Source organism: Hahella sp. HNIBRBA332 (assembly GCF_030719035.1).
Taxonomy (GTDB): Bacteria; Pseudomonadota; Gammaproteobacteria; order Pseudomonadales; family Oleiphilaceae; genus Hahella.
Map to the genome: position 1 here is coordinate 3,010,563 of NZ_CP132203.1, position 25,256 is coordinate 3,035,818.

Below are 25,256 nucleotides of genomic sequence, written 5' to 3' on the forward strand. Positions count from 1 at the left end.
TTTATTCCCTGGCGCACGCCTTCCAATCACAAAACAAAAGAAGTTGTCCAAATAAATGCTATTTTGCCGAACACCTCAACTTTGCCCTTTTTCAGCGCGAAGCATTGCACTCTTTCTCACGCTGTTTCTTGGGCTTATGTCTTCCAGCCTTCGCGCCTATGCAGGGCTTTATCAAATTGACCTCATCATGTTCAAAACCCCCGTGCCGGAAGGGGAAGAAAACTTTGAATACTATCCCGTCGATTACAATCCCGAAGCGCCGCTTCTGGTGGATTTCACACCGCTGAGCAGTCTGCAGAAACAGGCGCTCGGCGCAAACCAGACATTGTTAAAGTGGATCGCCAACAACCTTGACCGTCGCTCTGGTTATCAGGTTGTCTGGCATAAATCCTGGGTCTCGAATCTCGCGTACAACCAAGATACGCCCGTGCGCATTTTTGATACGGAAAGATTGGGTCAAGGCTATAGCATAGAAGGCGTGGTGAGCCTGTCACGCACTCGCTACCTGCACACTACGATTGATTTATCCCTGGTGGAGTGGAGGCAAAAACAGCCAGGCGGCGCTATGGATGACATGTTTACCCCCTTCCCCGAGCAAACGGGCGCCGCCAATGCGCTCACGCCAATGCCGCAAAACGCGCCGGAAGCAAAGGTCACCGCTCCCGACAGCGAGGAGCCGTTCATGGAAGAGGCCTTCAGAGGACTTGAGCCTGTCGCCCGCTACCGCAACCGACAATCACGCCGCATGCGTAGCGGCGAGGTCCACTATCTGGATCATCCTGTCGTAGGCGTACTAGTGAAAATTATCCCGGTCCGTAATGTGCGCATCCAGACTTCCGTCGACACCGCAGAAGGCAACCTGGCTGGCGAGGACGAGAAAGAGCCAGAAGAAAGCGAAACCGATAGTCCAACGGAAGACTGATATAACACACACAAGTTAGACGGCTTTGAGCATCCAATAAAAAAGCGGGGTAATTTCCCCGCTTTTTTTCATTCAAAGATCAGTATGTATAACGCACAACGCTGAAGGTCAGCTCTCTGCAACCAGCGCCGCAAGCAGCTGCTTCACATACCCCATCCCCTGATCAATCGCCTCATGGATTTCTTCCATGGTGATGATATTTTCGCTAACGCCCGCCGCCGGATTAACGACCAGGGAAATACAGGCATAAGGGACATCCAGCTCGCGCGCCAACGCCGCTTCCGGCATTCCCGTCATACCTACGATGTCGCAGCCATCCTGCTTCATGCGACGGATTTCCGCCACCGTCTCCAGACGAGGCCCCTGTGTAGCGCCGTAAACGCCAAAGTTACTGTGCTTGACGCCCAAAGCCGTCGCCTTTTCACAAATCAGCTTGCGCAGCGCTTCATCATAGGGGTAGCTGAAATCAATATGGGTGACATGGTCGATATCGCCCTGAAAATAAGTATGCTCGCGCCCATAGGTGTAATCGATCACCTGATCAGGAATACACACATGGGTCGCCCCCATATCCGGATGAATGCCTCCCACGGCGTTCACCGCCAGAATGCCTTTGGCCCCCGCTTCTTTCAGCGCCCAAATATTGGCGCGGTAATTCACTTCGTGAGGAGGTATTCGGTGCGGATTGCCATGACGCGCCAAAAACAGCACCTCTTTCCCTTGCAACTGCGCGCGTACGATATCCGCCGAGGGAGCCCCCCAGGGCGTATCGATCTTGTCCTGCCCCTTGATTTCCAGACCGTCCAACTCAGTCAGTCCAGTGCCTCCAATAATGGCGTACATGTCATTCTCTCCGATCTTGTAAACTTTCTGCTTCTTTCAACACTTTCAGTTGGTCCGGCAAATGCACCGTTTGCGTTGGAAACGCCACTTCCGCGCCGTTCTGCTGAATAATATCCATCACTTTGATCAGCACATCCTGCTTGACCTCATGGTACTTGATCCAGTTGGTGGTCTTGGTGAAGGTGTAGATAAAAAAGTCCAGAGACGACGCCGCAAAGGCATTGAAATTGACAATCATGGTCTGGGTTTCATCTATTTCATCGTGCTCCGCCAACATGGTTTTAACCTGTTCCACAATCACCGGCACTTGTTTGAAATCATCATAGCGAACGCCGATAGTCTCGTAGATACGGCGGTGAGTCATTCGGGAAGGGTTCTCCACCGAGATCGTAGTGAAGGTGGAATTGGGCACATATAACGGGCGCTTGTCGAAGGTGCGAATACAAGTCAGACGCCAACCGATCTGCTCAACGGTGCCCTCGATGTTCTTGTCCGGCGAACGGATCCAGTCTCCCACAGAGAACGGACGGTCCAGATAGATCATCAAACCGCCGAAAAAGTTCGCCAGCAAGTCCTTGGCCGCAAAACCTACAGCGATGCCGCCGATGCCGCCGAACGCCAGTACGCCGGACACGCTGTATCCCAGGGTCTGCATAATCACCAGCACGCCGGTAATAATGATGGATGCGCGCAGCAGTTTACTGATCGCCGACATGGTGGTCTTGTCCATGGGCTGCTTCATCTTGTCCGGCGACACCAGAATCTCTTCCGCGCCTTTGACGAAGCGAATCAGGAACCAGATGATCAGCACAATGACGCCGATCGCGCGAATAATATCCACCGCCTCGAACACGACCGCGCCGGTTTCCCGCTGCGCCACTTCCGCCGCCCAGGAAAGCCCGATCAGCCAGATGAATACCCCTATTGGTTTGGCGCCTGCGTCCAGAAGCGTGTCATCCCACAAGTTCCGGGTTTTCGCCAGTTGACGCGCTATTCGCCCTGTCACCTTATGGCACAGATAATTGGCGACCAGGGTTACAAAGACGATAAGAAACACCCGAACAATCCAATGCATGGAATCATCGGCAAACCCTAACAAAGAACTCACTTCACTCCAGGACACAACCTTCCCCCTATCGATTAGTATGCTATTTCATCGCGTCTATTGACGCAGGCTTTGCGCCAGCTCGCGGGCCCGCGCCAGCCTCACCGGATCCACCGCCTCTAGAGGACGTCGCCGCATACTGTTGCGACGGCGCAGCGAATCCCCGGGAAATAATAGATCATCAGGCAGAGCCTCCAATTTATCGGCGACCTTGAGTAAGCGCTCGGGATTGTTGCACGCCATCAACAAATCACAACCCGCCTGCAACGCTCTGACAACGCTTACGCTCTCATCTTCGTCCGCATCCAGATCCGCCCCCTGCATGCCCATATCGTCACTGATAATCGCGCCCCGATATTGCAACCGCTCACGCAAAACCTGCGTGAGCCAGAAAGCAGATTGACTGGCGGGAGCTGGGTCGCAAGCAGGGTAAATAACATGAGCGGGCATTATCGCCTCTACGCCGGCCTCAATCATTTCGATGAAAGGCCGCATATCCGCGCCCAGTAATTCTTCATACGTGCGCAAATCGCGGGCGCTTTCCACATGCGTGTCTTCCGCCACAAAACCATGCCCCGGGAAGTGCTTGCCTACGCCTGCGCAGCCTGCCTCACCCATACCACGCCAGAAAGCTCGCGCCAACGTCGCCGCCATTGCCGGCGTATCACCGAAAGCGCGGTCGGCGATCACTTTGTTTTTGCCATAGTCCACATCCAGCACGGGCGCGAAGCTGAAATCCAAGTCAAACTCTCTCAGCTCCACAGCGGTGAGCCAGCCCAACTCTGTGGCTATTGCTTGGGCGGCAGCTGGATCCTCTTGAAAGCTCGCGCGCAGTCTTCCCGGGGCCGGCAACAAAGTGCGTCCTTCCCGGAAACGTTGCACCCGACCGCCTTCCTGGTCCACACATAAAAGCAGTTCCGGACGTATCGCGCGGATTTGTCTGACTAGCGCGTCCAGTTGCTGAGGATCGGTGTAATTACGTGCGAAGAATATGACGCCGCCCACGATAGGCCGGCTCAGTAATTCCTTTTCCTCCGCGCTAACGTCCAGCCCCTTGAGATCGATAATCAAAGGACCCAATTTCGCTGTCTTGCTCATATGAAATCGCGTATCTGGCTGATTGGATTTAGGCCGCGCGCAATTTAGCCGTTGATGAGAACGGGAGTTCCAGGGCCGACGCGGTCAAAAAGCCGGATAATATCTTGATTTCGCATCCGAATACAGCCATGCGACAGCGGCTCGCCCATCGGCTCGGAGTCAGGCGTTCCATGCAGATAAATGTAGCGACGCATCGTATCCACATCGCCGCCGCGGTTGAAGCCTTTTTGGGTCCCGCTCAACCACAGAATGCGAGTGAGAATCCAGTCACGATCGGGGTAGGCTTCGGCAAGCGCCTGAGAATAGATTTCACCGGTCCAGCGGCGGCCACGAAATACGGCATTTAGCGGCGCCTGCGCGCCAATCTTGGCGCGAATGATATGTTCGCCCCGTGGCGTTTGTCCGCTGCCGTTACGTTCGCCAACGCCCGCTCTGGCAGTAGAAACGGAGAAAGTCTCCTCCGCATTACCTGAAACCAGTAGGGTTAATGTTTGCAATGGTACAGAGATGACAATAGAAAGCGACATGAGGCTCCAGGCGTTAATTGGCGACCGCCCAAGGATATTACATCCACGCCGGGTTTACAGCCGCCCCTGACCTACCCTGCGCTGGCGGCTTCCGTAGAGGTGTGGCGCGATTCGTCCGAAGGCGCATTGATGCCTGCAGCCAGAAATGGCACCAGCTGATTGACGATGCCGATCACAGGGGTCTTTACACCCAATTCTTTCTCAAGGATGCTGCCCAACGCTTCGGAGGAAGACATAGTGAACGCCGTGGCGCCCAGCATAAACTGGATACGCCAGAAACGCTCCACCGCATTCAGTTCTGGCGTGGCGTCTTTCAGCAGGCGCATGAACAAGCGGAACTCAGTAGAGTACTGTTGCTCCAGATACTTGCGCAAATGCCCCTGGGATTGCGTGTAAGCCAGCCCCAGCAGACGCATGAAAATTGACAGACTCTTGCTGTTCCTGGCTGGAATATCGATCACTGAAGAAGTAACGATCTGCAACAGCTCCTCCAATTCGACTTTGCGACTTTCCGCAACGACGCCCTGAAGTCTATCTCGCAATATGCGGGTGAATGGATTAATGAAGCGGGCGAACACGGCTTGAATCAACGCGTTCTTGGAACCGAAATGGTAGTTTACCGCAGCCAGATTGACTTTGGCTTTGCTGGTTATCTGCCGCAGTGATGTTTCCGAGAACCCTCGTTCCGCGAATAACTGCTCTGCAGCATCTAAAATCCGATCTACTGTATCTGACTGAGACATCTTTATTCTTCTGGCGCACCGCTCCAAACAAGTGTTTGAAACATACGTTTGATAGGCTGGAATGTCAAGTCTGACAACGTTTTATATTGTGCAATTATTGCACACGCCTTCTTAACGAACCAGATCAGCGGAAATGCCGATCAAGTTTCCGCTGAATGCAGATAAATTAACAGTCGGAAGTTCCCTTATGCGCCGGCGGGCGCGACTTGCAGCGTCATGCCCACCGACTTCAGGGAACTCAGTCCATGCTGTTGGCGCCGATGCGATGAATCGCCAAGTCCGCCCCCTGGTACTCCTCTTCTTCTGATAAACGTAGTCCAGACAGCTTTTTTACCACGCCGTAGACTACAAATCCGCCTGACAACGCCAACGCCGCGCCGGTGAGCGAACCGATCAGTTGCGACAGGAATGTGACGCCTCCAAGGCCGCCGAATGACTGCAACCCGAAAACGCCCGCCGCCACGCCGCCCCACAAACCACAGACGCCATGTAAAGGCCAAACGCCCAATACATCATCCAGTTTCCGCAGGCGTTTTTGCATGTACTCAAACAGGAATACAAATAACGCTCCCGCCACTGCACCGGTAATAAGCGCGCCAATCGGATGCATAATATCGGAACCGGCGCATACCGCCACCAGCCCGGCTAGAGGGCCGTTGTGAATGAATCCGGGGTCTTTGCGCCCTACCAGCATCGACGTCACAATGCCGCCCACCATCGCCATCAAACTATTGAGCGCAACCAGCCCGCTTACACCGCCCAACGTCTGCGCGGACATCACGTTAAAGCCAAACCACCCCACCGTCAGTATCCAGGCGCCCAGCGCAAGAAAAGGAATGTTGGATGGCGCAAAGGCGACCAATTGCCCATTGCGATAACGACCGTTTCTCACCCCCAGCAAGTACACCGCGGCGAAGGCGATCCAGCCGCCCACAGCATGCACGACGACAGACCCCGCAAAATCATGAAAAGTGGCGCCAAAGCGCTCTTGCAAGAACTCTTGAAAACCAAAGGCGCTATTCCAGGCCATGCCCTCAAATAAGGGATACACTACGCCCACACAGATTGAAGCGGCGATCAGCATAGGGTAAAACTTGGCGCGTTCCGCGACGCCTCCGGAAATAATGGCGGGAATCGCCGCCGCAAAAGTGAGCAAAAAGAAGAACTTCACCAGCTCATAACCGCTGTTTACGCTCAATTCGGTGGCGCTGGAAAAGAAGTTGACCCCATAAGCGATCTGATAGCCGACGAAGAAATACGCCAACGTGGAAGCGCCGAAATCAGTCATGATTTTCACCAGGGCGTTTACCTGGTTTTTATGGCGCACAGTTCCCACTTCGAGAAAGGCAAAGCCGGCGTGCATCGCCAGCACCATAATGGCTCCCAATAGGATAAACAGGGTGTCGGCGCCTTGCAGCAAGGTCTCCACCGCATTATTAGTATCGTTCATTCCATCTCCTGTTACGCTCTTGCATGGTGCGCAATTCAGCATGATGCACACAAATAGTGCTTTTGAATTTGTTATTCTCGATCCGTCTTAGAGTTAAGCAGTCCGTTGTATTAGTTTGTTTTTTCGCTGAGTTACGGCCAAAAATCACACTTGCCGGCCACCACTCGTCGACTAAATCAGCAAATTCCAGACCAAAAACGCACCAACTTAAGGCCATACCAGTCGCGCAGCGCCCTTTAATGAGACAGAAGCAAATAGAAATTGAAAAAACGCTCCATAAAAGCGCACGCATGAATACAAGAAAATCCGCAAGGCGCGCGTAACATACGGAGAGCTCGCCCTGCTTCTCCAGAGAACAAAATCTATGGCGGGAGCGGCGACAAGGGTTGAAAGCCTGATTAGGAGGGATAGGTGAATCGAACGACGGCAGTCACCAATGACCGTAAAAGGGGCTGCACTCAGGCTTCAGAAAGCGCTAAATCCGCGAACTCCGTCTTTATTTTGGCGCTGGCTTCCATGTATTTGTTCTTGGCTATTTCAAAAGCCTGCTGCGCCTCCAGGAGATATTGCAGATAGAGACGAATGGCGGCGACCGTCCGCATAGCTTTGATCAACTGCCCTTGCTGGCTCAGAGTGACCAGACGCCGATAGCGCCTGTCCAGCAGACTTTTACGATAAGGAGACATCATCAGACATTGATACGCCAAACCGTTGCCGCCTTCCAGCATACGGATATGGGTGATCGCGCGAAATTCCAGCTCTTTTCTCTGGCGCACCAACTCACTATACCCAGCATTCTTGATGACAAGACGCCGCAGCGGCGGAATAGCCAGGGCGGATAAAGCGACGAAAAAGCCAAAGGCGATACCAGCGACCCAGGCGTTCAGTCCGCCCTGCCAGCCAATCAGAAACACAGCGAAACTGAGCAGGCACGACAAGAGCCAGAGATCCCTGCGCCGCCGAGCGCTGATCACATCAATCGTCTGCGGATAGTGTTTGATCGCCAACACTTCGTAGTTCATGACCTCAAGCGCCTCACATTCTCGGAGAATCTGAGTAAGTTGATTGCGCTGCGCCACGGTCTCCCGATAGCGGCGCTTACGGTCTTCTTCGCTTTCCGCTGCTTCCGCTTTTTTCTGTTCTGCTTTAGGGGCTCCCTGGGCAGGCGTCACAGCGCTGTTGCTTTTCGCCTTGGCCAGATCTTTATTGGCGCGCGGATCCGACTTCGGCGCTACCTGCGTTTTAGCGGGGGTCTTCGCAGTGGGCGGAGGCTCTTTGGCCGCGGGCAACGTATTGCTACGGTGTTCCTCCACCGCACGCCTTACCGGATCCATATCGCCACGGGCCAATGAGCGCAGCGTCTTGGGGTCCAGGTCAAACTCATTCGGGTTATGTATCTTCATATCGAAAACTATAGAGGAATAACGAGGACGGGTCACCAGCGCCCATTGCGCCAAAACTTCGTCAATTTAAGAGTATTTAGCAATAGACGCGCCAGTCGTCTGAATTCATTAGAAAAACCGACACATTACCGTAATGTCAGTCGGAGTTCGCCCAGAGCGCAAGCCGAATATTTGGCGTATACGCGCCTCCCTTGCAACAAAACGTATAGCTGGATCTTCTCTCCCGATTCGACCCCTCAGAGAAATACGCCTGAAAAGTTAGAAAATACGCCCATGGACGCTTATCATGGCCACCTGCACAAAAAGCATTTACCTCAGCGAAAGGATAAGTCCACCGTGTTTACAGGAATCGTTCAAGGCAAAGCCACTCTGCGCAAAGCCGTACGCCGCGAAGGTCTTTACACCTACGAATTTGAGTTCCCCACCGACCAATCATCAACTGAGATCGGCGCCAGCGTCGCCATCAACGGAACCTGTTTGACAGCGGTGCGCATTGACGGGATTTTTATCGCCTTCGATCTTATGACGGAGACATTACGCCTGACCAACCTTGGCGACCTCAATGAAGGTGACGAAGCCAATTTCGAGCATGCCGCGCGAATTGGCGATGAAATTGGCGGGCATTTGATGTCTGGGCATATCCATGATGTCGCGGTGCTGACCCACATAGAGCGTACGGAGAATAATGTGGCGTTGGACTTTCAGTTACCTCCGGAGCTGCGCAAGTACGTCTTCGACAAAGGCTTTATTGGCGTCAACGGGGCCAGCCTGACCGTCGGCTCCGTCAGTAAGGACGGGTTCAGAGTGAACCTGATACCGGAAACACTGCGCGTCACCACCTTCAGCGCTCTGCAGCCGGGCGACAAGGTCAACATAGAGGTCGACCCGCAGACGCAAACGCTGGTGGACAGCTTAGAGCGACTGCTGCCCCGCTATCTGGAGAACCTGACCGCCGGGTCCTGATCACCGGCATTGGAAGCGCGCCGCAGTGGCGCGTTTCCCGCTTATCTCCGATAATTATTTCCTATGAGTTTTCAATCCGTTCCTTGTGCTTTCCCTGTAGGTAGTTAGAGACCCAAGATGCTGATTATTCCCGCCGAACAGACCATCAACTGGCGCAAGCCCCCGGTCGCCACCCTGCTGTTGATCTTCATTAATTTCGCCATATTCTTTTACCTCAGCGGCAAAGATAACCGGATCTGGCAGGACGCCGCCCATTACTACGATCAGAATCAGATGGTCAAACTGGAGGCGCCGGAATACGCAGATTACCTGCAACGCCACATCGGCCTGGGTCAGGACAATCGTTTCGAACTGTCAGCGGCGGCGCGCAAAGCCGTCAACGAGGGGCGCGGCGAAGAACTGATTCCCTACATGCTGACCGATAGAAAGTTTGTTAGCTATCTGATGCAGAATGGACAGGAGTTTATTGAGCCGGACGCGTTTGAAACCTGGAAGTCCCAGCGCATTTACCTCCAGGAGCGCTACCTGAGCCAGCTCAGTCACTTACAGATGGGGCTCATTCCTGGCCAAATGGAGCTGGCGGACCTGTTCTCGTATCAATTCCTTCACGGCGGCTTCGGACATGTTTTCGGCAACATGGTCATGCTTTTTTTACTTGGATTCGCCATTGAGCGCATTCTTGGCGCCGCACTCTATGTTATGGCTTATCTGTTCTGCGGCGTGGTTTCAGGACTTATTTTCGGCATGGTGGAAGGCGGCAGCCTGACGCCGCTGGTCGGCGCTTCCGGCGCTGTGTCAGGACTGATGGGCATGTATGTGGCGCATTACAGGCTACAGCAAATCCGTTTTTTCGCCTTTCTTTATGTGTACTTCAACTACTTCCGCGCACCAGCGTTAATCATGCTGCCGGTATGGGTGGGCAAAGAGCTTTACGAATACTTCACTTATGTTGACTCTAATGTCGCCTACGTCGCTCACGCTGCAGGATTGGTGGCGGGGGCGGCTATCATCCTACCCCTGGATAGACTGACGCCAAGGACCGCACAGGAAATCACTCATTCCCCGGAAGAACAGGACCAGTCCATGCGTGAAGAACTGGCTCGCGCCATGGAAGCCGTTGGACGCGTCGACTTCCAACGTGCGCGGGAACGCTTCAAAGCGCTGAGGGAAAAACACCCTGAACACATCGGGATTCAGGAGCAGCTATTCCATTTGTATAAAGTGAAACCGGATACTCAGGAAAGCCTGCAGTTCACCATCGCAGTGCTGGAGCACGCCCTGAAGATGCAGGACTTTAATCATGCCTATTTCATCTGGAGCGAGTATCAAAAGTACGCCAAAGAGAACTCTCGTCTGGAAGACAAATACCACTTCCGCATTTTGAACACCTGCCTCAACAACAACCTGATTAAAGAAGCTGAGCAGGTATTTGGCGTGGTAGTGAAAAGCATCAGCAATCCAGAGTTAGTGCGAGAGTGCTACCGCACGTTGATTCAGGCTCTCAAAGCGCGGCAAATGGACGTCAAGGCGCAGAAATATGAGCGTGAACTAAGACAGCTCGAAGGCTAAGAATCTTAAGACCGTATATGGGCGCGCAACGCGCCCTTAAGATGAGAGACCAAACTTGGCGACCGGCTCCGGTAATCTGCCGTTCTTCGCCATTGCTTCAATCCATGCAGGAATTTCCGGCGTTGCGGAATGATCCGGATAGTGCTTCTGCACATAGAGCAAATATTCTTTGGCTTTATCCGCTCGGTGCAGCCCGTTAGCCAGAGTGCGCGCCATAATAATAATCGCGTCTGCGGCATGTGCGGATTCTGGAAACCGGGAGTTGAACCCTTGCAACAGCTTCAAGGTCAGCCTGAAATCGCCGGAGTGATAAAGACCCTGCGCCACATTGTACAACAGCGTCTCATCGTTGATCGTATAGTCGGGGAAATGTCCGTAGAGCCCTCTTAGCACGAGCTTCAGTTCATGAATCCGCCCCGCATCCGCCAACATCTGCAAAACCGGCTTTGACGTTTTCGAAAGCTCGGACCAGGCATTGGTCTCCAGCAGCAGCTTGTACAAACGGTCCAGCACCACCAGATCATGCGGTTTGCGTTTGTACAAATTGCGCAGCAGCCCCGCCGCCGCCTCATAACGCCCTTCCTTGAGGTTGATGTCGATTTCAGCCATCGCCAGCTTATCATTCCGCTGCGCCAGCGCTTCCGGGCTCTGCGGCGGCGCATCAAGGGATTCATCAGGCGTCAGGCCAAGGCGATGCTGATACTGAAACAACAGGTAACCCAGCATGTTGAAGATCACCAGCATGAAGTAACTGGAAATTAGTCCTGCTAAAGGAAAGCCCAGGGTCTGGGAAAAGTTACTCAGCACAAAGTCCTGCGCCGCGCCCAGCCCCAGAAACAGCAGCAGCAAATAACCATAAAGAACAAAATATGGCCAGCCAATGCTGGAAATGAAACCAATCAGTCGCATAGGGTGCACTGAGTCCAGCACATTGCCTTCAATTGCCAGCAACATAATGCTGGCAGGCAGAACCAGCGCGGAAAACGCGACGGCCAGGACCATCAGAAAAGAGCCGCCCCATATTCCGGAGACAACAATGAGCGCGCCAAAAGCAATAAAAATCAAGGTCTGCTGAATGACCAGCAATAACCCGCCGCCGCTGAACGCGGCCAACAGCTCAGGCGGCTTCAACACGCCTTTGGAGGTGGTCTCAATGACGCTATACATGTATTTGACCTGCGCACAAAACAAGGCGATAGCGATGATCAGTGATATCAGGTCTTTACCCAGGGCCAGCGGCACCAGCGTGCAAATGGCCACCAGTATCATGGGGTCCCTGGCCATAGGATAGGCGAAGAAGTCGTTCAACCGCTGCCAGAATGGCGTGACCTCAGCCGCTGAGCCTTCTGCGGAATATCGCATCACTTGTTGACACAAGGGGCAGGTAGCGGCGCCTTTGCCCGGCTTTACCGGAACGCAACTACCGCAGAGCTGAACATGGCACCCCAGGCACTGCCAGTTGGCTCCATGGGTGGGATGGTATCTGCAATAAACATCCACGCGCGTATTTTTCCTTTTGCTAACTTACTACTTAACTCGTTTTCCAGGCTCCAGCTCAAGGAGCGCACGACCCACTTTGCGAGCGCACGGCTGTCGCACACATAAAACTGTCGACCATTTTCTGGCGAAGGCGATTATTTCCTGCGTTTGCGCACGCGCTTGTTCGCCAACAACCAGCTTTCTAACATCAATTGCGGATTCAGGTTGCGCTGTTCCACCAGAGAACGCTTTATTTCGATCAGCTCAGCATAGAGTGAAACCAGCTGCTGCGTATCCAGACGCGCGCTCACGCCCGCCAGGGCCGCTTCCATCTCGCTCCCCTCGCCCTCAGCTATCTGCGTGGCGGTCAGCAATTGCTTCAGCCAGATAGCCAGCCAATCCGCAAGCCGTTCTAGATCAAGCTTGCTCCAGGTTTCCGCCAGGGTGAACGCATCCACCCGCCCTTCCAGGTAGTTGAGCCAGTCGGCCAATACTTCCGCCCGTAACTCCAGTATATCCTGACTATGCCACGCCAGAGCGGTCAAAGGACGACCGCCGGCGCTTTCCGTCAAACTATAGGCGCGCTCTTTGGGCACATCCAGTTGGGCCAGCCAGTTCACGACAGACTCTCTATTCGGCGCGGCCAGTGTATATATCTGACAGCGACTGCGAATCGTCGGCAGCAACAGGCTGATTTGCTGCGAAACCAGCAGGATGACGGCGCTGGCTGGCGGCTCTTCCAGCGTTTTCAAAATGGCATTGGCGGAATAGGCGTTCATCGCCTCCGCCGGAGTCAGCACGCATATCCGGCGACGGGAGATTTGCGGTCTGGCGTAGATAAAATCTCCCAGCCTGCGCACTTGGTCAATTTTTATGGCTTTGGCGCCGTCCTCTGGCGCCACCCATTGCAAATCAGGGTGCGTCCCCGCGTCTATCAGCTTACAGGAACGACAGTCGCCACAAGGGCGTTCAAGGCGCTGAGCCTGTTCGCATAATAGAAATTTAGCGTATTCGGAAGTCAGACGGTTTTTACCAACGCCGCTTTGCCCCGCTACTAAAATAGCGGAAGGCACTTTGTCGTTGTGCGCCAGTCCCACCCAATCGCGCCAGGTTTTGCTGAGCCAGGGAAGTTGATCCAGGGATATTTCCGTCAAATCGGACATCAGTACTCTATTTTGGTGCTATTCAGTTTTATTTATCCGGCAGACAAACAGCATCTATTATCCGCCTGTTATCTGTTCTGCATCAGCAGGGCCAGCACATGTCAGTCCCCGCCTCTGGAGGAATACCGCCGCACAGGCCGTTCCGGCGACTCAAGGATTCAAGGCCAGTTGCTTGATATCCCGTTTCAGGCGGCGCACTCTTTCTGGACTGCCGCCTGCGTCGTCCGCATACAGGTTTTGCTCAAACTCGCTAAAGATCTGCTGCAGCAATTTACGCTGCCGCGGCCACTTTCTAGTCGCCAGGGCCAATGCCTGCCCAGGCGTCAGTCCCGCATCCAGCAACAGTCCCTTCTTATGCATTCGACTCAGCAGAGATCGATACAAACGCACCATGGGATCGCCTTTATTGCGCCGCCACTCCGCTTTGAGGGTCAGTAACGACAGAGCGAGGAAGACCATAACGGAGACGCCGGCGAGTATCATTAGCATCGTCTTCATGTCGCTATCGCCAAACCAGCGTTTGAAGAAACTGCTTTGCTTCTCCTGATCGTAATTGACGACCCATTTCTGCCACATGTAGTTCATGTATTCCAGATTGTTGGTCACCCAGGCGAAAACGCCAATATGGTTGTATCTGGCCAGGGACAGCGGCGTATTTTGCAGGAATGTGCCTTCTTCCGCGACAGCGTCTCTAATGCCCGACTCAACCCTTTGCGGAGCCACCGCCGCGGTTGGGTCGACACGCACCCAACCGCGCTCAGGCAGCCATGCTTCCACCCAGGCATGGGCATCATACTGATGCACCACCAGAAAGCCACCCTGCTCGTTCCACTCTCCGCCTTGATACCCGGCCAGCACCCGCGACGGGATGTTCGCCGCGCGTAAAATAAACGCCATCGTGCTGGCGTAATGCTCGCAAAAGCCGCGACGCGTGTCGAAGAAAAACTCGTCAATTCTATTCGGCGAAGTCAACAGCGGCGGCGATAAGGTATAGGCGTAGGGTTCCTGATTAAAGCGCGTCATTACCGTTTTTATAAAGGTTTCGGCGTCAGGGGTCGTCTCGCGTAATTGTCTGGCCCATTCAGTGGTACGGGGATTGGAGCCTTGCGGCAAGCTGCTAAAGCGGGCGAAGCTTTGGGCGCTTTCTCTATATTCCTCAGCTTGATTGATGACGCGATACCACTCAGGGGACTTCACGTCTCTCATAAATCTCACCAGCTGGTCCGGCGTTGAGAAAGGCGCGCCCCGCGCCACCTTGGCGTCATCCAGCGCAAAGCCCCATTCACGATTATGGGGTTCCAGCAGCACCTCATAATCCCATTGCTCAGTTTGAGTTCTGGCGCCCGGTCTGACCGCGCCTTGGCGGTCGCGATTGGTCTGACTGAATGACCGCTTCCAACTCGTACCGTCGTAGCGATCCAGGATCAAAGCGCGCCAGTATAGGTCCCGGTAGGCCGGTCGCGGTCCATTAAACACAATCCGAAACGCGCGCTCGCCTGACTGGGCAAGATTCGCCACATCTCCCGGCGACATGGTTTCATCAAGCCCGGTAAACGCGGTGGAGCTCTTCAGCGGCATCGCCCACAAAGGACCAAAGCGGGGAAAGAACAGATACATCACGATCAACAACGGCGCTGCAACCGCCATGGAGCCATACACGCCTTTAAAAGTAGCGCCAATGGAACGGGATTTAAGCGACTGGTTCACCGCCATCAGAGCAACAAAGCTCAATCCCATGGCGATGAAAATGTAGAGACTGACGAACAGAGACTGGGTGAACAGGAAGCCGAGGCAGAGCAAAAACAACGTCATGAAACTGAACAGGAAGGCGTCGCGCCGCTGATTCAGCTCCAGCAACTTCAGCGCATAAGCCAACACAAAAAAGCCGACCGCCGTCTCCACCGTAAACTGCGCCTGCGTCGAGAACACATAGGCGACGGAGGTCACCACCATGACTCCGCCTTTCACCCAGGTCGAGGGTGCGGACCATTTTCCTTGATACACTCTGGTGCGCCAAAATACGGACACGCACGCGAATCCAAGCAGCCACACTGGCACATGATTCCAGTGCGCGCCTGCGGCGGCAGCCAGAGAAACCACCATCCATACCAGCGCCCGCGTATCCAGTGCGGGAGACTCCTCAAAACTTCGCTTAAACATGATCAGGATACTTCGCCAGCGCAGTCAGACATTTATTGCGATGCTCAAGACCTGAGCCAGGCCCGCACGCCCAACCGGGCATACGTAATCCGTAAGGCGTCCCTTTTTGCTCCAGCTCCAAAATCTGGGCGCACAGCGTAGACAGACGCAGCTCCGTCTCCATCCCCTGGTAGGCGTCAAAATCAATCCAGTCCGGGTCCAGTTCCGGCTGACTGAATTCCTTACTGTATAACTCCCCCTGCTGCGCATACTTCTTCCAGGCGATACGGGTTAACGGCTCGCCGGGAACATAAGTGCGCAGGCCTGCGAAATCTTCTTGCCCCACGATGTGCGAATCGCCTTTGCCTTCGCCCTCAGCCAGGGAGGCGCTCCACTTAAACTGAGGTTGCGTCGCCGGCCTGGGATAGACCAGCGCCTTGGCGTTCAGGTCCTGCCAGGACCAGGCGCGAATCAGTCCCATCGGATAGGTAGACGTAATCAGCATACGCCCCGGCGTCAGCCAGCCTCGTTTGCGACAGCGATATTCAATCACCGCGCGTCGCTGTCCATGCTGATCCAAGTCCAGGGTGACATAGCTATCCGGCGTCCAGCCGAGTTGCACCGCGGCGGCGCCATGTTCTGACGCCGTCACCAGAAACTCAAACCCCGCCAATTCGTCAGCGAAGCAGGAACCTGCGCGATGAAACCGGATAACCAGCCCCGACATATTACGGTAGGCGATGAGGATATTGACCACGAAAATAGATATAAGAAAGAAGCCCACAGCCAGGATCATGGAGTTTTGATAATTGATTCCTGTGAGGAGAATCAGCCCCGCCAGCATCACGAAGCCCACCCCCCACCGCGTAGGCAATACAAAAATCGCCCGATGCGACAGCGTGGCTTCCTCTACCGGCGGCAGCCGCTTTTCCACCCACTTATCAATGCGGCGTCCGAGTTGACCGCCGATGCGCGCTCCTGATTTTTGCCGAATGCCGGTTGTCATAACACTACTACTTAACTTCTGTCCTTGTCTTTTGCAGGCCAGGGAAATACAGGCTTACAAAAATTAATCAAAATTCGCGCGATACAGTGGCTTTTGCGAATCAATCGGTTGAAAATGTAAGTATACGCAGTAAAACTGGATTCCACCTAAACGCTTGTGGCCGAACGCAATTATTTTTTCTCCACGCATGCTTTCGGCAGCGGGCCCATGAGAATCGGTTGTTGGAAAATTTACGTTTAACACGAAATTGTAAAACACGGCGCTGCTATGAACTACTCAAGGATTTTGCTCGGATTGGCCGCCACCGGCCTTGTTCTGACCGCCCGCGCGGAAGTCAAATCAATGACCAGCGGCGAGTTGACCGACACCTATATTAAAGATTCCACCATCATTGTTACCCCCGCACCCAAAAAGCCGGAGAAAAAGCGGGTCGTCACCTACACCATCGGACCCGGCGAGCCCGTAAAAACAGAAGCTGAAGAGCAGTCAGAACTGAACACCGCGTTGACGGTGGATCAGCAACAGTTTAAAGACTCTTCAGAAGCCGCCGCCCAAGTGATACGGGAACTTGCGTTTATTCCCTATACGCAACCGGAACTGGCGGCGCTGAGCGAACGTCCGCTGCCCCATCCAGACCTAGTGATTCCAGAGGGAGCCTTCACATTCCAGCAGGTTTTGTCTCCGCTGAATCCGGACATGGCGCAACTGCCCTACGGCGACCAGTTGAACCTACAATCCAACGGCCAGCAATTAACCATCACGATCGGAAACAATTTACCCGGCGTGGATAACATCATCATCCCTGAGCGCATCCAGGGCGGTATGATTGATTTAGTTCCCCGGGACAGTGGGGGATTTGATCTGACGCTGACGTTGCCTCAGCAGTAGCCACGCAAAAAGCTCACTACCCAGTGAGCTTTTCTATTTACGGTGTGCTAAGAAACGCCGTTAGGCGGACAACAGATACTATTCACTTCGGCGGTTTATCAGAGCAGGCTCGCCAAGCACAGGCTTCCATCCCGGCCTGACGCAATCAGACATTTTCAGAACATCTTTATCGGCGTCAGTTTATACGCATCTGCGCCGACATTGATTATATCCGTGTTGATCGGGGCGTTGAGAATCACCAACCCCTGTTTGGTAAGAAAAACCTGATCATCGATGTTCACAGAGGTATCGCTCTGCTGAATATCCAGCGGCATAAATCCCGTGCCGAACCCCACATTGGGCTGAAAGCTGAATATCGCCGCGCCGCGATCTTCGACGCCATCTCCGTTGGTGTCAATCTCACCATAACGCAGTGGTAAAACGGCCGTAAACAGGTCAACGAGCGTCCCCGTGCGCGGGGTTCCAAAGGTCATCCCCTGCAGGGAGACATTGTCATCGTGAACCGCCCCGTCGCTGGACGTCTGACCAGGATAGATAACTTCCCGCACCCCGTCGGGGTTGGTGTAGGCGATCGCCTCATAGGTGACTTGACCGTTTATTTCGATAACGGGAGCCGCTTGCCCCACAACTTCGCTAAGCTGCTGATCGTTAATCGGTTTTAATTCGGCCATTACCGCCGTGGAGAACATCGCTGCGCAAACAAACACAGTCTTTTTCATACTCCCCTCCACACTCCTTACATCTCTAGAGCTTTTGTTACTGCAGGCGCTTAAGAGCCTTTCGCTCAGCGCGAGGCAGACGCGACGCCCACTGAAGCCATTGCGTATATCGTCTGTCTGAGAAAGGATGATTTTTACTGCAGAACAAATAGATGCTTAAGAGATATTTGCAAGAAAAGGCATCGGTACGATGCCTTTTCCATCATCAATCGGCTGACCGTCAGGTCCGCCCGGTATTAATTACCGTGAACAACCAGCTCAAGGCCGTCCAGGTTCATACCGATGATTTCAACAGCGCCCATGCTGTTAACTTGACCCAGACCAGTCTGGTTCAGGTAAACGCCCATGTCGCCTACGCGCATGTTGATGTCGGAGTTGGCGAAGGTGATGCCGATACCGCCCAGGTTGGTGGTGCCCAGAGTGGCTGCGTCAGCCAGGGCGTCGATAGTAACGTCAACGCTACCGTTGATAGAGATGTCTTTCGCGATGAAGCCGCCCAGCGCGCCAGTAGAAGCGCCCAGAGTAGAGTTAGAAGCGGAATCCCATGCTTCTACGTCAACTTCCCATTTGAACGCGTCGATGTGGATGCCTGCGTCAGTATCCCAGTCGCTGTCAGCGATTACAGCGATGTCTGAGTATGTCAAGGAACCGAAGCCGGCTTCAATAACCAATCCGCTTTGACCGGAAACGTCCGCCAGAACAGCGTCGTCAACTGCTTTCAGTTCAGCTTGCGCAGCCAGAGGAGCCGCAGCAATAGCAGATACCAAAACTAATTTTTTCAGGCCTTTCATTAAAATTCTCCTAATGTTTATTTTTTTAATTTCAGGAAACTCTCGTGAGCTTCAGATTACCGCTCAGTAATCAAACAAATTGTTTGACAACCGACCGAATAATTCTGAGCGATTGTTAATTTAGTTTACGCTTCATTGGTTTTCCGTGATTACTCTCACAGTTTCCATATTATTAATACGCGCCTAGAATTCCATTTAAAAACAAACAATTAGCGTCTAAGTACAACCGCCTGAGCATTGTGAAACGTTTCGTTTTTGTTTGATTTGTGTTTCACAATCACGAGGCCAGTGTAGGGTTGTGTTACTGACGAATCCGTGAATGAAATCACAGAAATCATGCCGTTTGTTAAGAAGTGTTAACAGGTAGACACTATTTAGCCATCTGGCCTATATACGGTCCGACAAGGCCCGCCCAAACGCGCCTCTCAACCAGTCATTCCTGCTGAAACCCCTCCCTCTTAGACTCAGCTAGCCGGAGAGTTGTGACCGACTTGGAGCCGCAGTCAGAGAACTAAAAGCGTGAGCAACTTCAAATATGCGCGCGCTGACACTACAATTCGGCAGTCTTTTGAGACCAGTCAGACCAATGGACGTAAGACAATAAGAAGTCCGGCCGCGAAACGCCGCCGTCCGAGCGCCTGAAAAATGGATGCCGGAGGGTTAAAATGTCGGATTAATGAGCCATTGGCGCTTATCGGGCGCCGGAAGGGGCGTTTTTTAACCAGGCCAATATTTGTTGATGTCAGTTTTCACCATTCCCTACGCAGACTATAACGCCGTCATTCACTTGCTAGCTTCCCGTCCCGGCTTTTGCTGGCTGGACTGTCGAACCCAAGAAGGTCGCGCTTTTGAAATTATCGCCTGCGATCCGGAATGGATGGCCCGCAGCCAAGGAAACGCTCACTATATCACCCGTTCCAATGAGACGGAGACGCCAATCTCTTACGCCGACCTGCTGGCGCTCGCCCAGCAACCCCGCGCCGTTCGGCCAACGCCCTGCTTCAAAGGGGGGCTGATAGGGTTCATCAGCTATGAGTTTGGACGCAATCAGCTGCTTGGCGACCGCAACTGGCGTCGAGAGTCCGAGTTTCCATCCGCCTGCATCGGGGCTTACGAGCACTATTTGATCGTGGAGCACGATAAAAAGACCATCACCGGTTTTGGCGCATCAGCGTTCCAAACCCTACTGAAGCAACAGCGCCCCGCTACAGACACTTTCAACGTCACTCGCGCAATTTCTCCAGATTGGCGCTACGAACAATACGCAAATGAATTCGCCAGAATCAAAGAGTACATTCTCGCCGGGGATTGCTATCAGATTAACCTGACACAGCGCTTTTCCGGCGCCTATACAGGCGATCCTTTAGACGCTTATATCAAAGTCAGACAGGTAGCCAAGGCCCCCTACTCCGCCTTTTTCCGCAGCGGCCAGGGAGACCTGCTTTGCTTCTCGCCGGAAAAGTTTCTTACGGTGAACGGTCGCGATGTCGTCACCAAGCCGATCAAAGGCACCCGCCCACGCGGAGCCAGCGCCGTCGACGACTTTCGCCACATAGAAGACCTTACGTCCAGCCCCAAGGACCGGGCGGAAAACGTGATGATTGTCGACCTGCTGCGCAATGATCTGGGCAAGATTTCAAATATTGGTAGCGTTAAAGTCGAGAAGCTCTGCGCTCTGGAAACCTACAGCAATGTTCATCACCTGGTCAGCACGGTGACATCCACCCTGCGCGACGATGTTTCGCCTTTCGCCGCCCTTATTTCCTGTTCGCCAGGAGGATCGATTACGGGCGCGCCCAAAAAGCGGGCGATGGAAATTATTGATGAGTTGGAGGGCCATGCTCGTAGCGCTTACTGCGGCAGTGTTTTTTACCTGTCCAATGATGGCCGCATGGATAGCAACATAGCCATCCGCACCATGACCTGTCGGCAAGGCGACATGCATGTCTGGGGCGGTGGCGGCATCGTCGCGGACTCCAACTGCCTTGCGGAATACAATGAGTCCGTTGTGAAAATCAGACACATCGTTGAAGCCCTCGGCGGAGATCTACCCGGCAAACGTGAAGATTAGTTCGTCACCAAACGGCTGGCTTTAATAAATTCCTCGCGTAGTTCATCGTAGGTATGCACTGCCGGAAACTGTGGATATTCAGCAATAACGTTGTCGGGCGCCTTGAACAATATGCCGGCGTCCGCCTCCGCCAACATAGTGGTGTCGTTGTATGAATCTCCCGCCGCAATCACACGGTAATTCAGACTGTGAAACGCCCGCACCGACATCCGTTTTGGGTCCTGCTGGCGCAACGCGTAATTCGTCACTTTGCCGCTCTCGTCGACCTCCAAGCGATGACACAACAATGTGGGCCAGCCTAGCTTTTCCATCAACGGCATGGCGAACTCATAAAAGGTATCAGACAAAATCACCACCTGAAATCGGCGCCGCAGCCAGGCGACAAACTCCTGCGCGCCAGGAAGCGGCTCCAGCGTGGCGATAACGGCCTGTATATCCGGCAACCCATAGCCATGCTCGTCAAGGATTTTCAACCGCTGCTTCATCAGCACGTCGTAGTCCGGAATATCCCGGGTCGTCGCACGTAGAGCTTCTATCCCTGTTTTTTCCGCGAAGGCGATCCATATCTCGGGTATCAACACGCCTTCCAAATCCAGACACGCTAGTTCCACGGCTCACTCCTGTCATCTTTATTCACTTAAAAGTTACAGAAACCAAACGCCTACGCCGCTCGTTTCAGGCGTGACACAGCGCCCCACAGCATCCCAGGCCAGTCCTGCATTTCCTAAAAAACGCCTTAATCATAAGGGTTTAGCAGGGGGTTGCATATTCGATGAATAAAGCTAAAATCGATTAAAGATGTAAACAAGATTTCACATAAGTTTACGAAAAAAATAACAAGATCAAACTATAGAGGAGAGTCCGATGTACATCAGCGCAAAAAAGCTGGCTGGTCTGGTTGCGTTTAATGCGTTAGGGTTAACTCTGACGTTAGTTTTGGCGAATCAAATTCTTTAATCACCTCTTACTCGAATAATTAGCCACGTCCCGGTTTGCTGTCCGGGACGGCTGTCTGACGTCCCTCTATAGCCATAGCCGCCTCCTTTCGCAGAATATCCAGCTTAACTTCCTTCGCCAGCAGGAATGCCTTTGCTCGGATTATGGATTCGAGCGCCTACATTGAATCTTGCCGCGTCATCGACGTATTGCTTTCTTTTAGATCCGTTGATCCGGTTACAAGTCTTTACAGTCAAACATGCAGACACACTTAATCCAAATGGACTATACTAAACTCACGGTGGTGATAAACCCTTGCAGAAGCAGCCACCGACCGAATTAGGAGGCCCTGAACGCCTCCTTTTTTCTTTTCCCCTTCTCTAAAAAAATCCCACAGGTTCTACGCCCTATTCTTTGGGAGGTCTTTGGCCCGCGGTCACACCCAGCCACTCCAAAGCATAAAGTTGACTGTTTTCATGAGGCATTATTTTTTTCTTGGTCTACACTTTTTCTCGTAGTGACACAGACCTGTTGTGTCAACAGCTTAGAATTAAATCTTGGGAGGCCTCTTGGCCTCCTTTTTTTGTAATTCGCTTTTTTATAAATTCTTATCCTTCCCCTTCCTCCGCCGCACTTCGTCCATGGGGCGCGCCTCTATTTTCGTTCTTTAGATATAAGTCTTTATTATTTTTAGCACTATCAACAATTTGGTAGCCTACAGGCGTCTAATTTCTCTGCTACAAGGCGCTAGGTGATGACACCCGACTATGATGTAAAGGAACTCGCCAGGGAGATGGAAGAGTGGAGCCCCAAGGAAGTGATGCGTAAAGCGTTGGAGCTTTACGACAATATCGCAATTTCGTTCAGCGGCGCAGAAGATGTGGTTCTGATAGAAATCGCCCGCAAGCTAAAGAAGAATATTCAGGTGTTCACGCTGGATACAGGTCGCCTGCATCCCGAGACTTATCGATTTATCGAAAAAGTGCGCGACCACTATAATCTGCAAATTGAAACGCTATCGCCCAATGCGCAAGACGTTGAGCGTCTGGTCAAGGAAAAGGGGCTTTTTAGCTTCTATAAGGACGGCCATTCCGAATGTTGCGGCGTTCGTAAGGTGGCGCCGCTACGACGCAAACTTGCAACCGTCGACGCCTGGATCACCGGGCAAAGAAAAGACCAAAGTCCCAGCACGCGTAATAAAGTGGCTTTAGTGGAGGTAGACGCCGCATTTGGCGCGCCAGATCGCCCCCTGGTCAAATTCAACCCTTTGGCGAACTGGACGTCGCAGGACGTATGGAACTACATCCGCATGTTCGATGTTCCCTACAATGAGCTACATACAAAAGGTTTCATCAGTATCGGCTGTGAGCCTTGCACGCGACCAGTGCTACCCAATCAGCACGAACGCGAAGGACGCTGGTGGTGGGAGGAGTCCACCATCAAAGAATGCGGGCTACATGCAGGCAACCTCAAAAGCTGAGGCCCACGCGTCTGCCCGCAGCTGCACCTAGTACGTGGGCAGGCTGATATTCTCGAAAAGCTCTTCGATTTCCGCCTTGGTGGCCTTTTGGGACGCCTGATCCACCAATTCTCTGGTGAGATGAGGCGCGAAGCGCTGGATAAATTCGTACATGTAGCCACGAATAAAAGTCCCGCGCCGAAACCCGATTTTCGTCGTGCTGGGGCGAAACAATTTGCTGGCGTCCAAGGCCACCAAATCGGAGTCCGCCACCGGGTCATAGGCCATACGAGCGATGATGCCCACACCCAGTCCCAATCGTACATAAGTCTTGATGACGTCGGCATCCGCTGCGGTGAACACCACTTTTGGCGTCAGCCCTTTTTCACTAAACGCTTCATCTAGTTTTGAGCGTCCAGTAAAGCCAAACACGTAAGTGACGATGGGGAACGCCGCTACATCTTCTATTTCAAGCTTTTTCTTCTCAGCCAGAGGATGGTTCTTCGGCACTACCACGCAGCGGTTCCAGCGGTAGCAGGGAATCATGATCAGATCCGAAAAGTGCTCCAACGCCTCCGTGGCGATGGCGAAGTCCACGGTGCCGTCCGCCGCCATTTCCGCAATCTGCATCGGCGTGCCCTGATGCATGTGCAACGAGACTTCCGGATATTCCTGAATGAAGCTGCGAATGATGGAAGGTAGCGCATACCGCGCCTGCGTGTGCGTCGTGGCGATGCTAAGGTCGCCTTTACGCTGATTGCTGAATTCCTGCGCGATCTGTTTGATGCCGTCGACCTTACGCAGAATCTCACCGGCGACTTTGATGATGGTCTCTCCCGCCGGCGTCACCCTGGTCAGGTGCTTGCCGCTGCGAGAGAAAATCTCTACGCCCAGTTCATCCTCCAGCAGACGGATTTGTTTACTGATGCCGGGTTGTGAGGTGTAAAGACTCTGAGCAGTGGCGGACACGTTGAGATCATGATGGGCGACTTCCCATATGTATCTCAGCTGTTGCAGTTTCATTGAATTGTCTCCTTGCAGCCCGGCGTTATTATAATTGGAGATAAAAATATAAATAAATATTCTTTTTAAGAATAGATAAATCTAGCTAGATTGGCCAAACAATTCTTGGCTTATTACGCATTTGTTAGTTTAGACCATCTTTATGGAAATTCTTTTATATATTGTCGCCGGGGCTGGCGTCGGCTTCCTGGTCGGTTTGACAGGCGTTGGCGGCGGCTCGTTGATGACGCCATTACTGATTCTGTTCGGCTTTCCCGCGCATACGGCGATTGGCACCGACCTGCTCTACGCCGCTATCACCAAGTCCGGCGGCGTCGTCACCCACGCCCGCAGCGGCACGGTGAACTGGAAGCTTGCCGCCACCCTGGGCGCTGGCAGTATTCCCGCTTCGATTATCACTACCCAGATTCTCGCGCACTACTTCCCTCACCCAGAAGCCTATAAACACCTGTTGACCACCAGCCTGGGATTGATGCTGATCGTCACCGCCGCCGTGCTTCTATTTAAAGACCGGTTGCTGCGCGCCAGCTCCGGGGCGACAGTTATGAGCGACGAGCGCCGCGCCGGAGTTACCGTATTTATGGGCGTCATCTTGGGCGTGTTTGTGACATTGTCCTCTGTCGGCGCTGGCGCTATCGGCACAGCCCTGCTCATGCTGCTTTATCCCGCTTTGTCTTCGTCCCGCGTCGTCGGAACAGATCTCGCTCACGCCGTCCCTCTGACCTTCATTGCAGGCCTCGGACACATGCAGTTGGGGAACATAGACTACTACCTGCTCGGCAGTCTGTTGATCGGCTCTCTACCTGCGATCCATTTCGGGACCGCCCTGGCCAAGCGGATGCCTTCGGCCGTGCTGCGGCCGGCTCTGGCGAGCATGTTATTGATCATCGGCGTCAAATACGCGTTTTTCTGAGTTTGGCGCGGACGCTTAACGCCCTTGCTTCCCCTCCCCCATTAAC

Annotated in this window: 22 protein-coding genes; 7 read left to right on the forward strand and 15 right to left on the reverse strand. The window is 53.4% G+C overall.

What is annotated here, in order from left to right; translation table 11 throughout:
* Positions 1-55 precede the first annotated feature (55 nt).
* Positions 56-922, forward strand: a complete 867-nt coding sequence (locus O5O45_RS13340; RefSeq protein WP_305905708.1) for a peptidoglycan binding protein CsiV — start codon at positions 56-58, stop codon at positions 920-922.
* Positions 923-1,030: 108 nt separating this feature from the next.
* Here O5O45_RS13340 and O5O45_RS13345 read toward each other — a convergent pair whose 3' ends face one another.
* The 7 genes from O5O45_RS13345 to O5O45_RS13375 form a co-directional block, all read right to left on the reverse strand.
* On the reverse strand, positions 1,031-1,765 hold the full coding sequence (locus tag O5O45_RS13345; RefSeq protein WP_305905709.1) for an S-methyl-5'-thioinosine phosphorylase: 735 nt from the start codon (positions 1,763-1,765) through the stop codon (positions 1,031-1,033).
* A 1-nt stretch (position 1,766) separates the two neighbouring features.
* The gene (locus tag O5O45_RS13350) at positions 1,767-2,888 is read right to left on the reverse strand and encodes a mechanosensitive ion channel family protein (RefSeq protein ID WP_305905710.1); all 1,122 of its coding nucleotides are present in this window, start codon (positions 2,886-2,888) and stop codon (positions 1,767-1,769) included.
* A gap of 39 nt (positions 2,889-2,927) precedes the next feature.
* Positions 2,928-3,968, reverse strand: coding sequence for a beta-N-acetylhexosaminidase (nagZ, locus tag O5O45_RS13355; protein WP_305905711.1), 1,041 nt, complete (start codon positions 3,966-3,968; stop codon positions 2,928-2,930).
* Between the two features lie 44 nt (positions 3,969-4,012).
* Entirely contained in the window at positions 4,013-4,495 is a 483-nt protein-coding gene (locus tag O5O45_RS13360) for a L,D-transpeptidase (RefSeq protein WP_305905712.1), read from the reverse strand.
* 71 nt (positions 4,496-4,566) lie between these two features.
* Positions 4,567-5,238, reverse strand: a complete 672-nt coding sequence (locus O5O45_RS13365) for a TetR/AcrR family transcriptional regulator (protein WP_216735573.1) — start codon at positions 5,236-5,238, stop codon at positions 4,567-4,569.
* A 238-nt stretch (positions 5,239-5,476) separates the two neighbouring features.
* Complete coding sequence (locus O5O45_RS13370) at positions 5,477-6,688, reverse strand: ammonium transporter (RefSeq protein WP_305905713.1); 1,212 nt, start codon at positions 6,686-6,688, stop codon at positions 5,477-5,479.
* Positions 6,689-7,146: 458 nt separating this feature from the next.
* Entirely contained in the window at positions 7,147-8,091 is a 945-nt protein-coding gene (locus O5O45_RS13375) for a hypothetical protein (protein WP_305905714.1), read from the reverse strand.
* Between the two features lie 336 nt (positions 8,092-8,427).
* On the opposite strand from O5O45_RS13375, the gene O5O45_RS13380 reads away from it, so the two are divergent.
* Together O5O45_RS13380 and O5O45_RS13385 are read left to right on the forward strand one after the other, a co-directional pair.
* A complete protein-coding gene (locus O5O45_RS13380; RefSeq protein WP_371748006.1) occupies positions 8,428-9,054 on the forward strand; it encodes a riboflavin synthase subunit alpha in 627 nt (208 codons plus the stop codon).
* Positions 9,055-9,171: 117 nt separating this feature from the next.
* On the forward strand, positions 9,172-10,623 hold the full coding sequence (locus O5O45_RS13385) for a rhomboid family intramembrane serine protease (protein ID WP_305905716.1): 1,452 nt from the start codon (positions 9,172-9,174) through the stop codon (positions 10,621-10,623).
* 36 nt (positions 10,624-10,659) lie between these two features.
* Here the strand turns inward: O5O45_RS13385 and O5O45_RS13390 are convergent, their stop codons facing one another.
* The 4 genes from O5O45_RS13390 to O5O45_RS13405 form a co-directional block, all read right to left on the reverse strand.
* The gene (locus O5O45_RS13390; protein ID WP_305905717.1) at positions 10,660-12,123 is read right to left on the reverse strand and encodes a tetratricopeptide repeat protein; all 1,464 of its coding nucleotides are present in this window, start codon (positions 12,121-12,123) and stop codon (positions 10,660-10,662) included.
* 134 nt (positions 12,124-12,257) lie between these two features.
* Positions 12,258-13,265, reverse strand: a complete 1,008-nt coding sequence (locus O5O45_RS13395; protein WP_305905718.1) for a DNA polymerase III subunit delta' — start codon at positions 13,263-13,265, stop codon at positions 12,258-12,260.
* A 150-nt stretch (positions 13,266-13,415) separates the two neighbouring features.
* The gene (locus tag O5O45_RS13400) at positions 13,416-15,425 is read right to left on the reverse strand and encodes a transglutaminase TgpA family protein (RefSeq protein WP_305905719.1); all 2,010 of its coding nucleotides are present in this window, start codon (positions 15,423-15,425) and stop codon (positions 13,416-13,418) included.
* A complete protein-coding gene (locus O5O45_RS13405) occupies positions 15,418-16,410 on the reverse strand; it encodes a DUF58 domain-containing protein (RefSeq protein ID WP_305905720.1) in 993 nt (330 codons plus the stop codon). The genes O5O45_RS13400 and O5O45_RS13405 overlap by 8 nt, the downstream gene beginning before the upstream one ends.
* A 267-nt stretch (positions 16,411-16,677) precedes the next feature.
* Between O5O45_RS13405 and O5O45_RS13410 the strand changes: the two genes are divergently transcribed.
* Positions 16,678-17,298, forward strand: coding sequence for a hypothetical protein (locus tag O5O45_RS13410; protein WP_305905721.1), 621 nt, complete (start codon positions 16,678-16,680; stop codon positions 17,296-17,298).
* 155 nt (positions 17,299-17,453) lie between these two features.
* Here O5O45_RS13410 and O5O45_RS13415 read toward each other — a convergent pair whose 3' ends face one another.
* Together O5O45_RS13415 and O5O45_RS13420 are read right to left on the reverse strand one after the other, a co-directional pair.
* A complete protein-coding gene (locus O5O45_RS13415; RefSeq protein ID WP_305905722.1) occupies positions 17,454-18,017 on the reverse strand; it encodes a DUF6160 family protein in 564 nt (187 codons plus the stop codon).
* A 236-nt stretch (positions 18,018-18,253) separates the two neighbouring features.
* Complete coding sequence (locus O5O45_RS13420) at positions 18,254-18,808, reverse strand: DUF6160 family protein (protein WP_305905723.1); 555 nt, start codon at positions 18,806-18,808, stop codon at positions 18,254-18,256.
* A 739-nt stretch (positions 18,809-19,547) separates the two neighbouring features.
* On the opposite strand from O5O45_RS13420, the gene pabB reads away from it, so the two are divergent.
* Positions 19,548-20,879 carry an aminodeoxychorismate synthase component I gene (gene pabB / locus O5O45_RS13425; RefSeq protein WP_305905724.1) on the forward strand — a complete coding sequence of 444 codons (1,332 nt, stop codon included), beginning with the start codon at positions 19,548-19,550 and terminating at the stop codon, positions 20,877-20,879.
* On the opposite strand, the gene thrH is transcribed toward pabB, so the two are convergent.
* Positions 20,876-21,490: a bifunctional phosphoserine phosphatase/homoserine phosphotransferase ThrH gene (gene thrH / locus O5O45_RS13430; RefSeq protein WP_305905725.1), complete on the reverse strand. Its 615-nt coding sequence runs from the start codon at positions 21,488-21,490 to the stop codon at positions 20,876-20,878. The two genes, pabB and thrH, sit on opposite strands and share 4 nt — an antisense overlap.
* A 1,079-nt stretch (positions 21,491-22,569) precedes the next feature.
* On the opposite strand from thrH, the gene O5O45_RS13435 reads away from it, so the two are divergent.
* Positions 22,570-23,295, forward strand: coding sequence for a phosphoadenylyl-sulfate reductase (locus O5O45_RS13435; protein ID WP_305905726.1), 726 nt, complete (start codon positions 22,570-22,572; stop codon positions 23,293-23,295).
* A 27-nt stretch (positions 23,296-23,322) separates the two neighbouring features.
* On the opposite strand, the gene cysB is transcribed toward O5O45_RS13435, so the two are convergent.
* Positions 23,323-24,297, reverse strand: a complete 975-nt coding sequence (gene cysB / locus O5O45_RS13440; protein WP_279502797.1) for an HTH-type transcriptional regulator CysB — start codon at positions 24,295-24,297, stop codon at positions 23,323-23,325.
* A gap of 142 nt (positions 24,298-24,439) precedes the next feature.
* Here cysB and O5O45_RS13445 point away from each other — a divergent pair, with 142 nt between their 5' ends.
* Positions 24,440-25,210 (forward strand): sulfite exporter TauE/SafE family protein, encoded by a 771-nt coding sequence (locus O5O45_RS13445; protein ID WP_305905727.1) that lies wholly within the window; start codon positions 24,440-24,442, stop codon positions 25,208-25,210.
* Positions 25,211-25,256 lie beyond the last annotated feature (46 nt).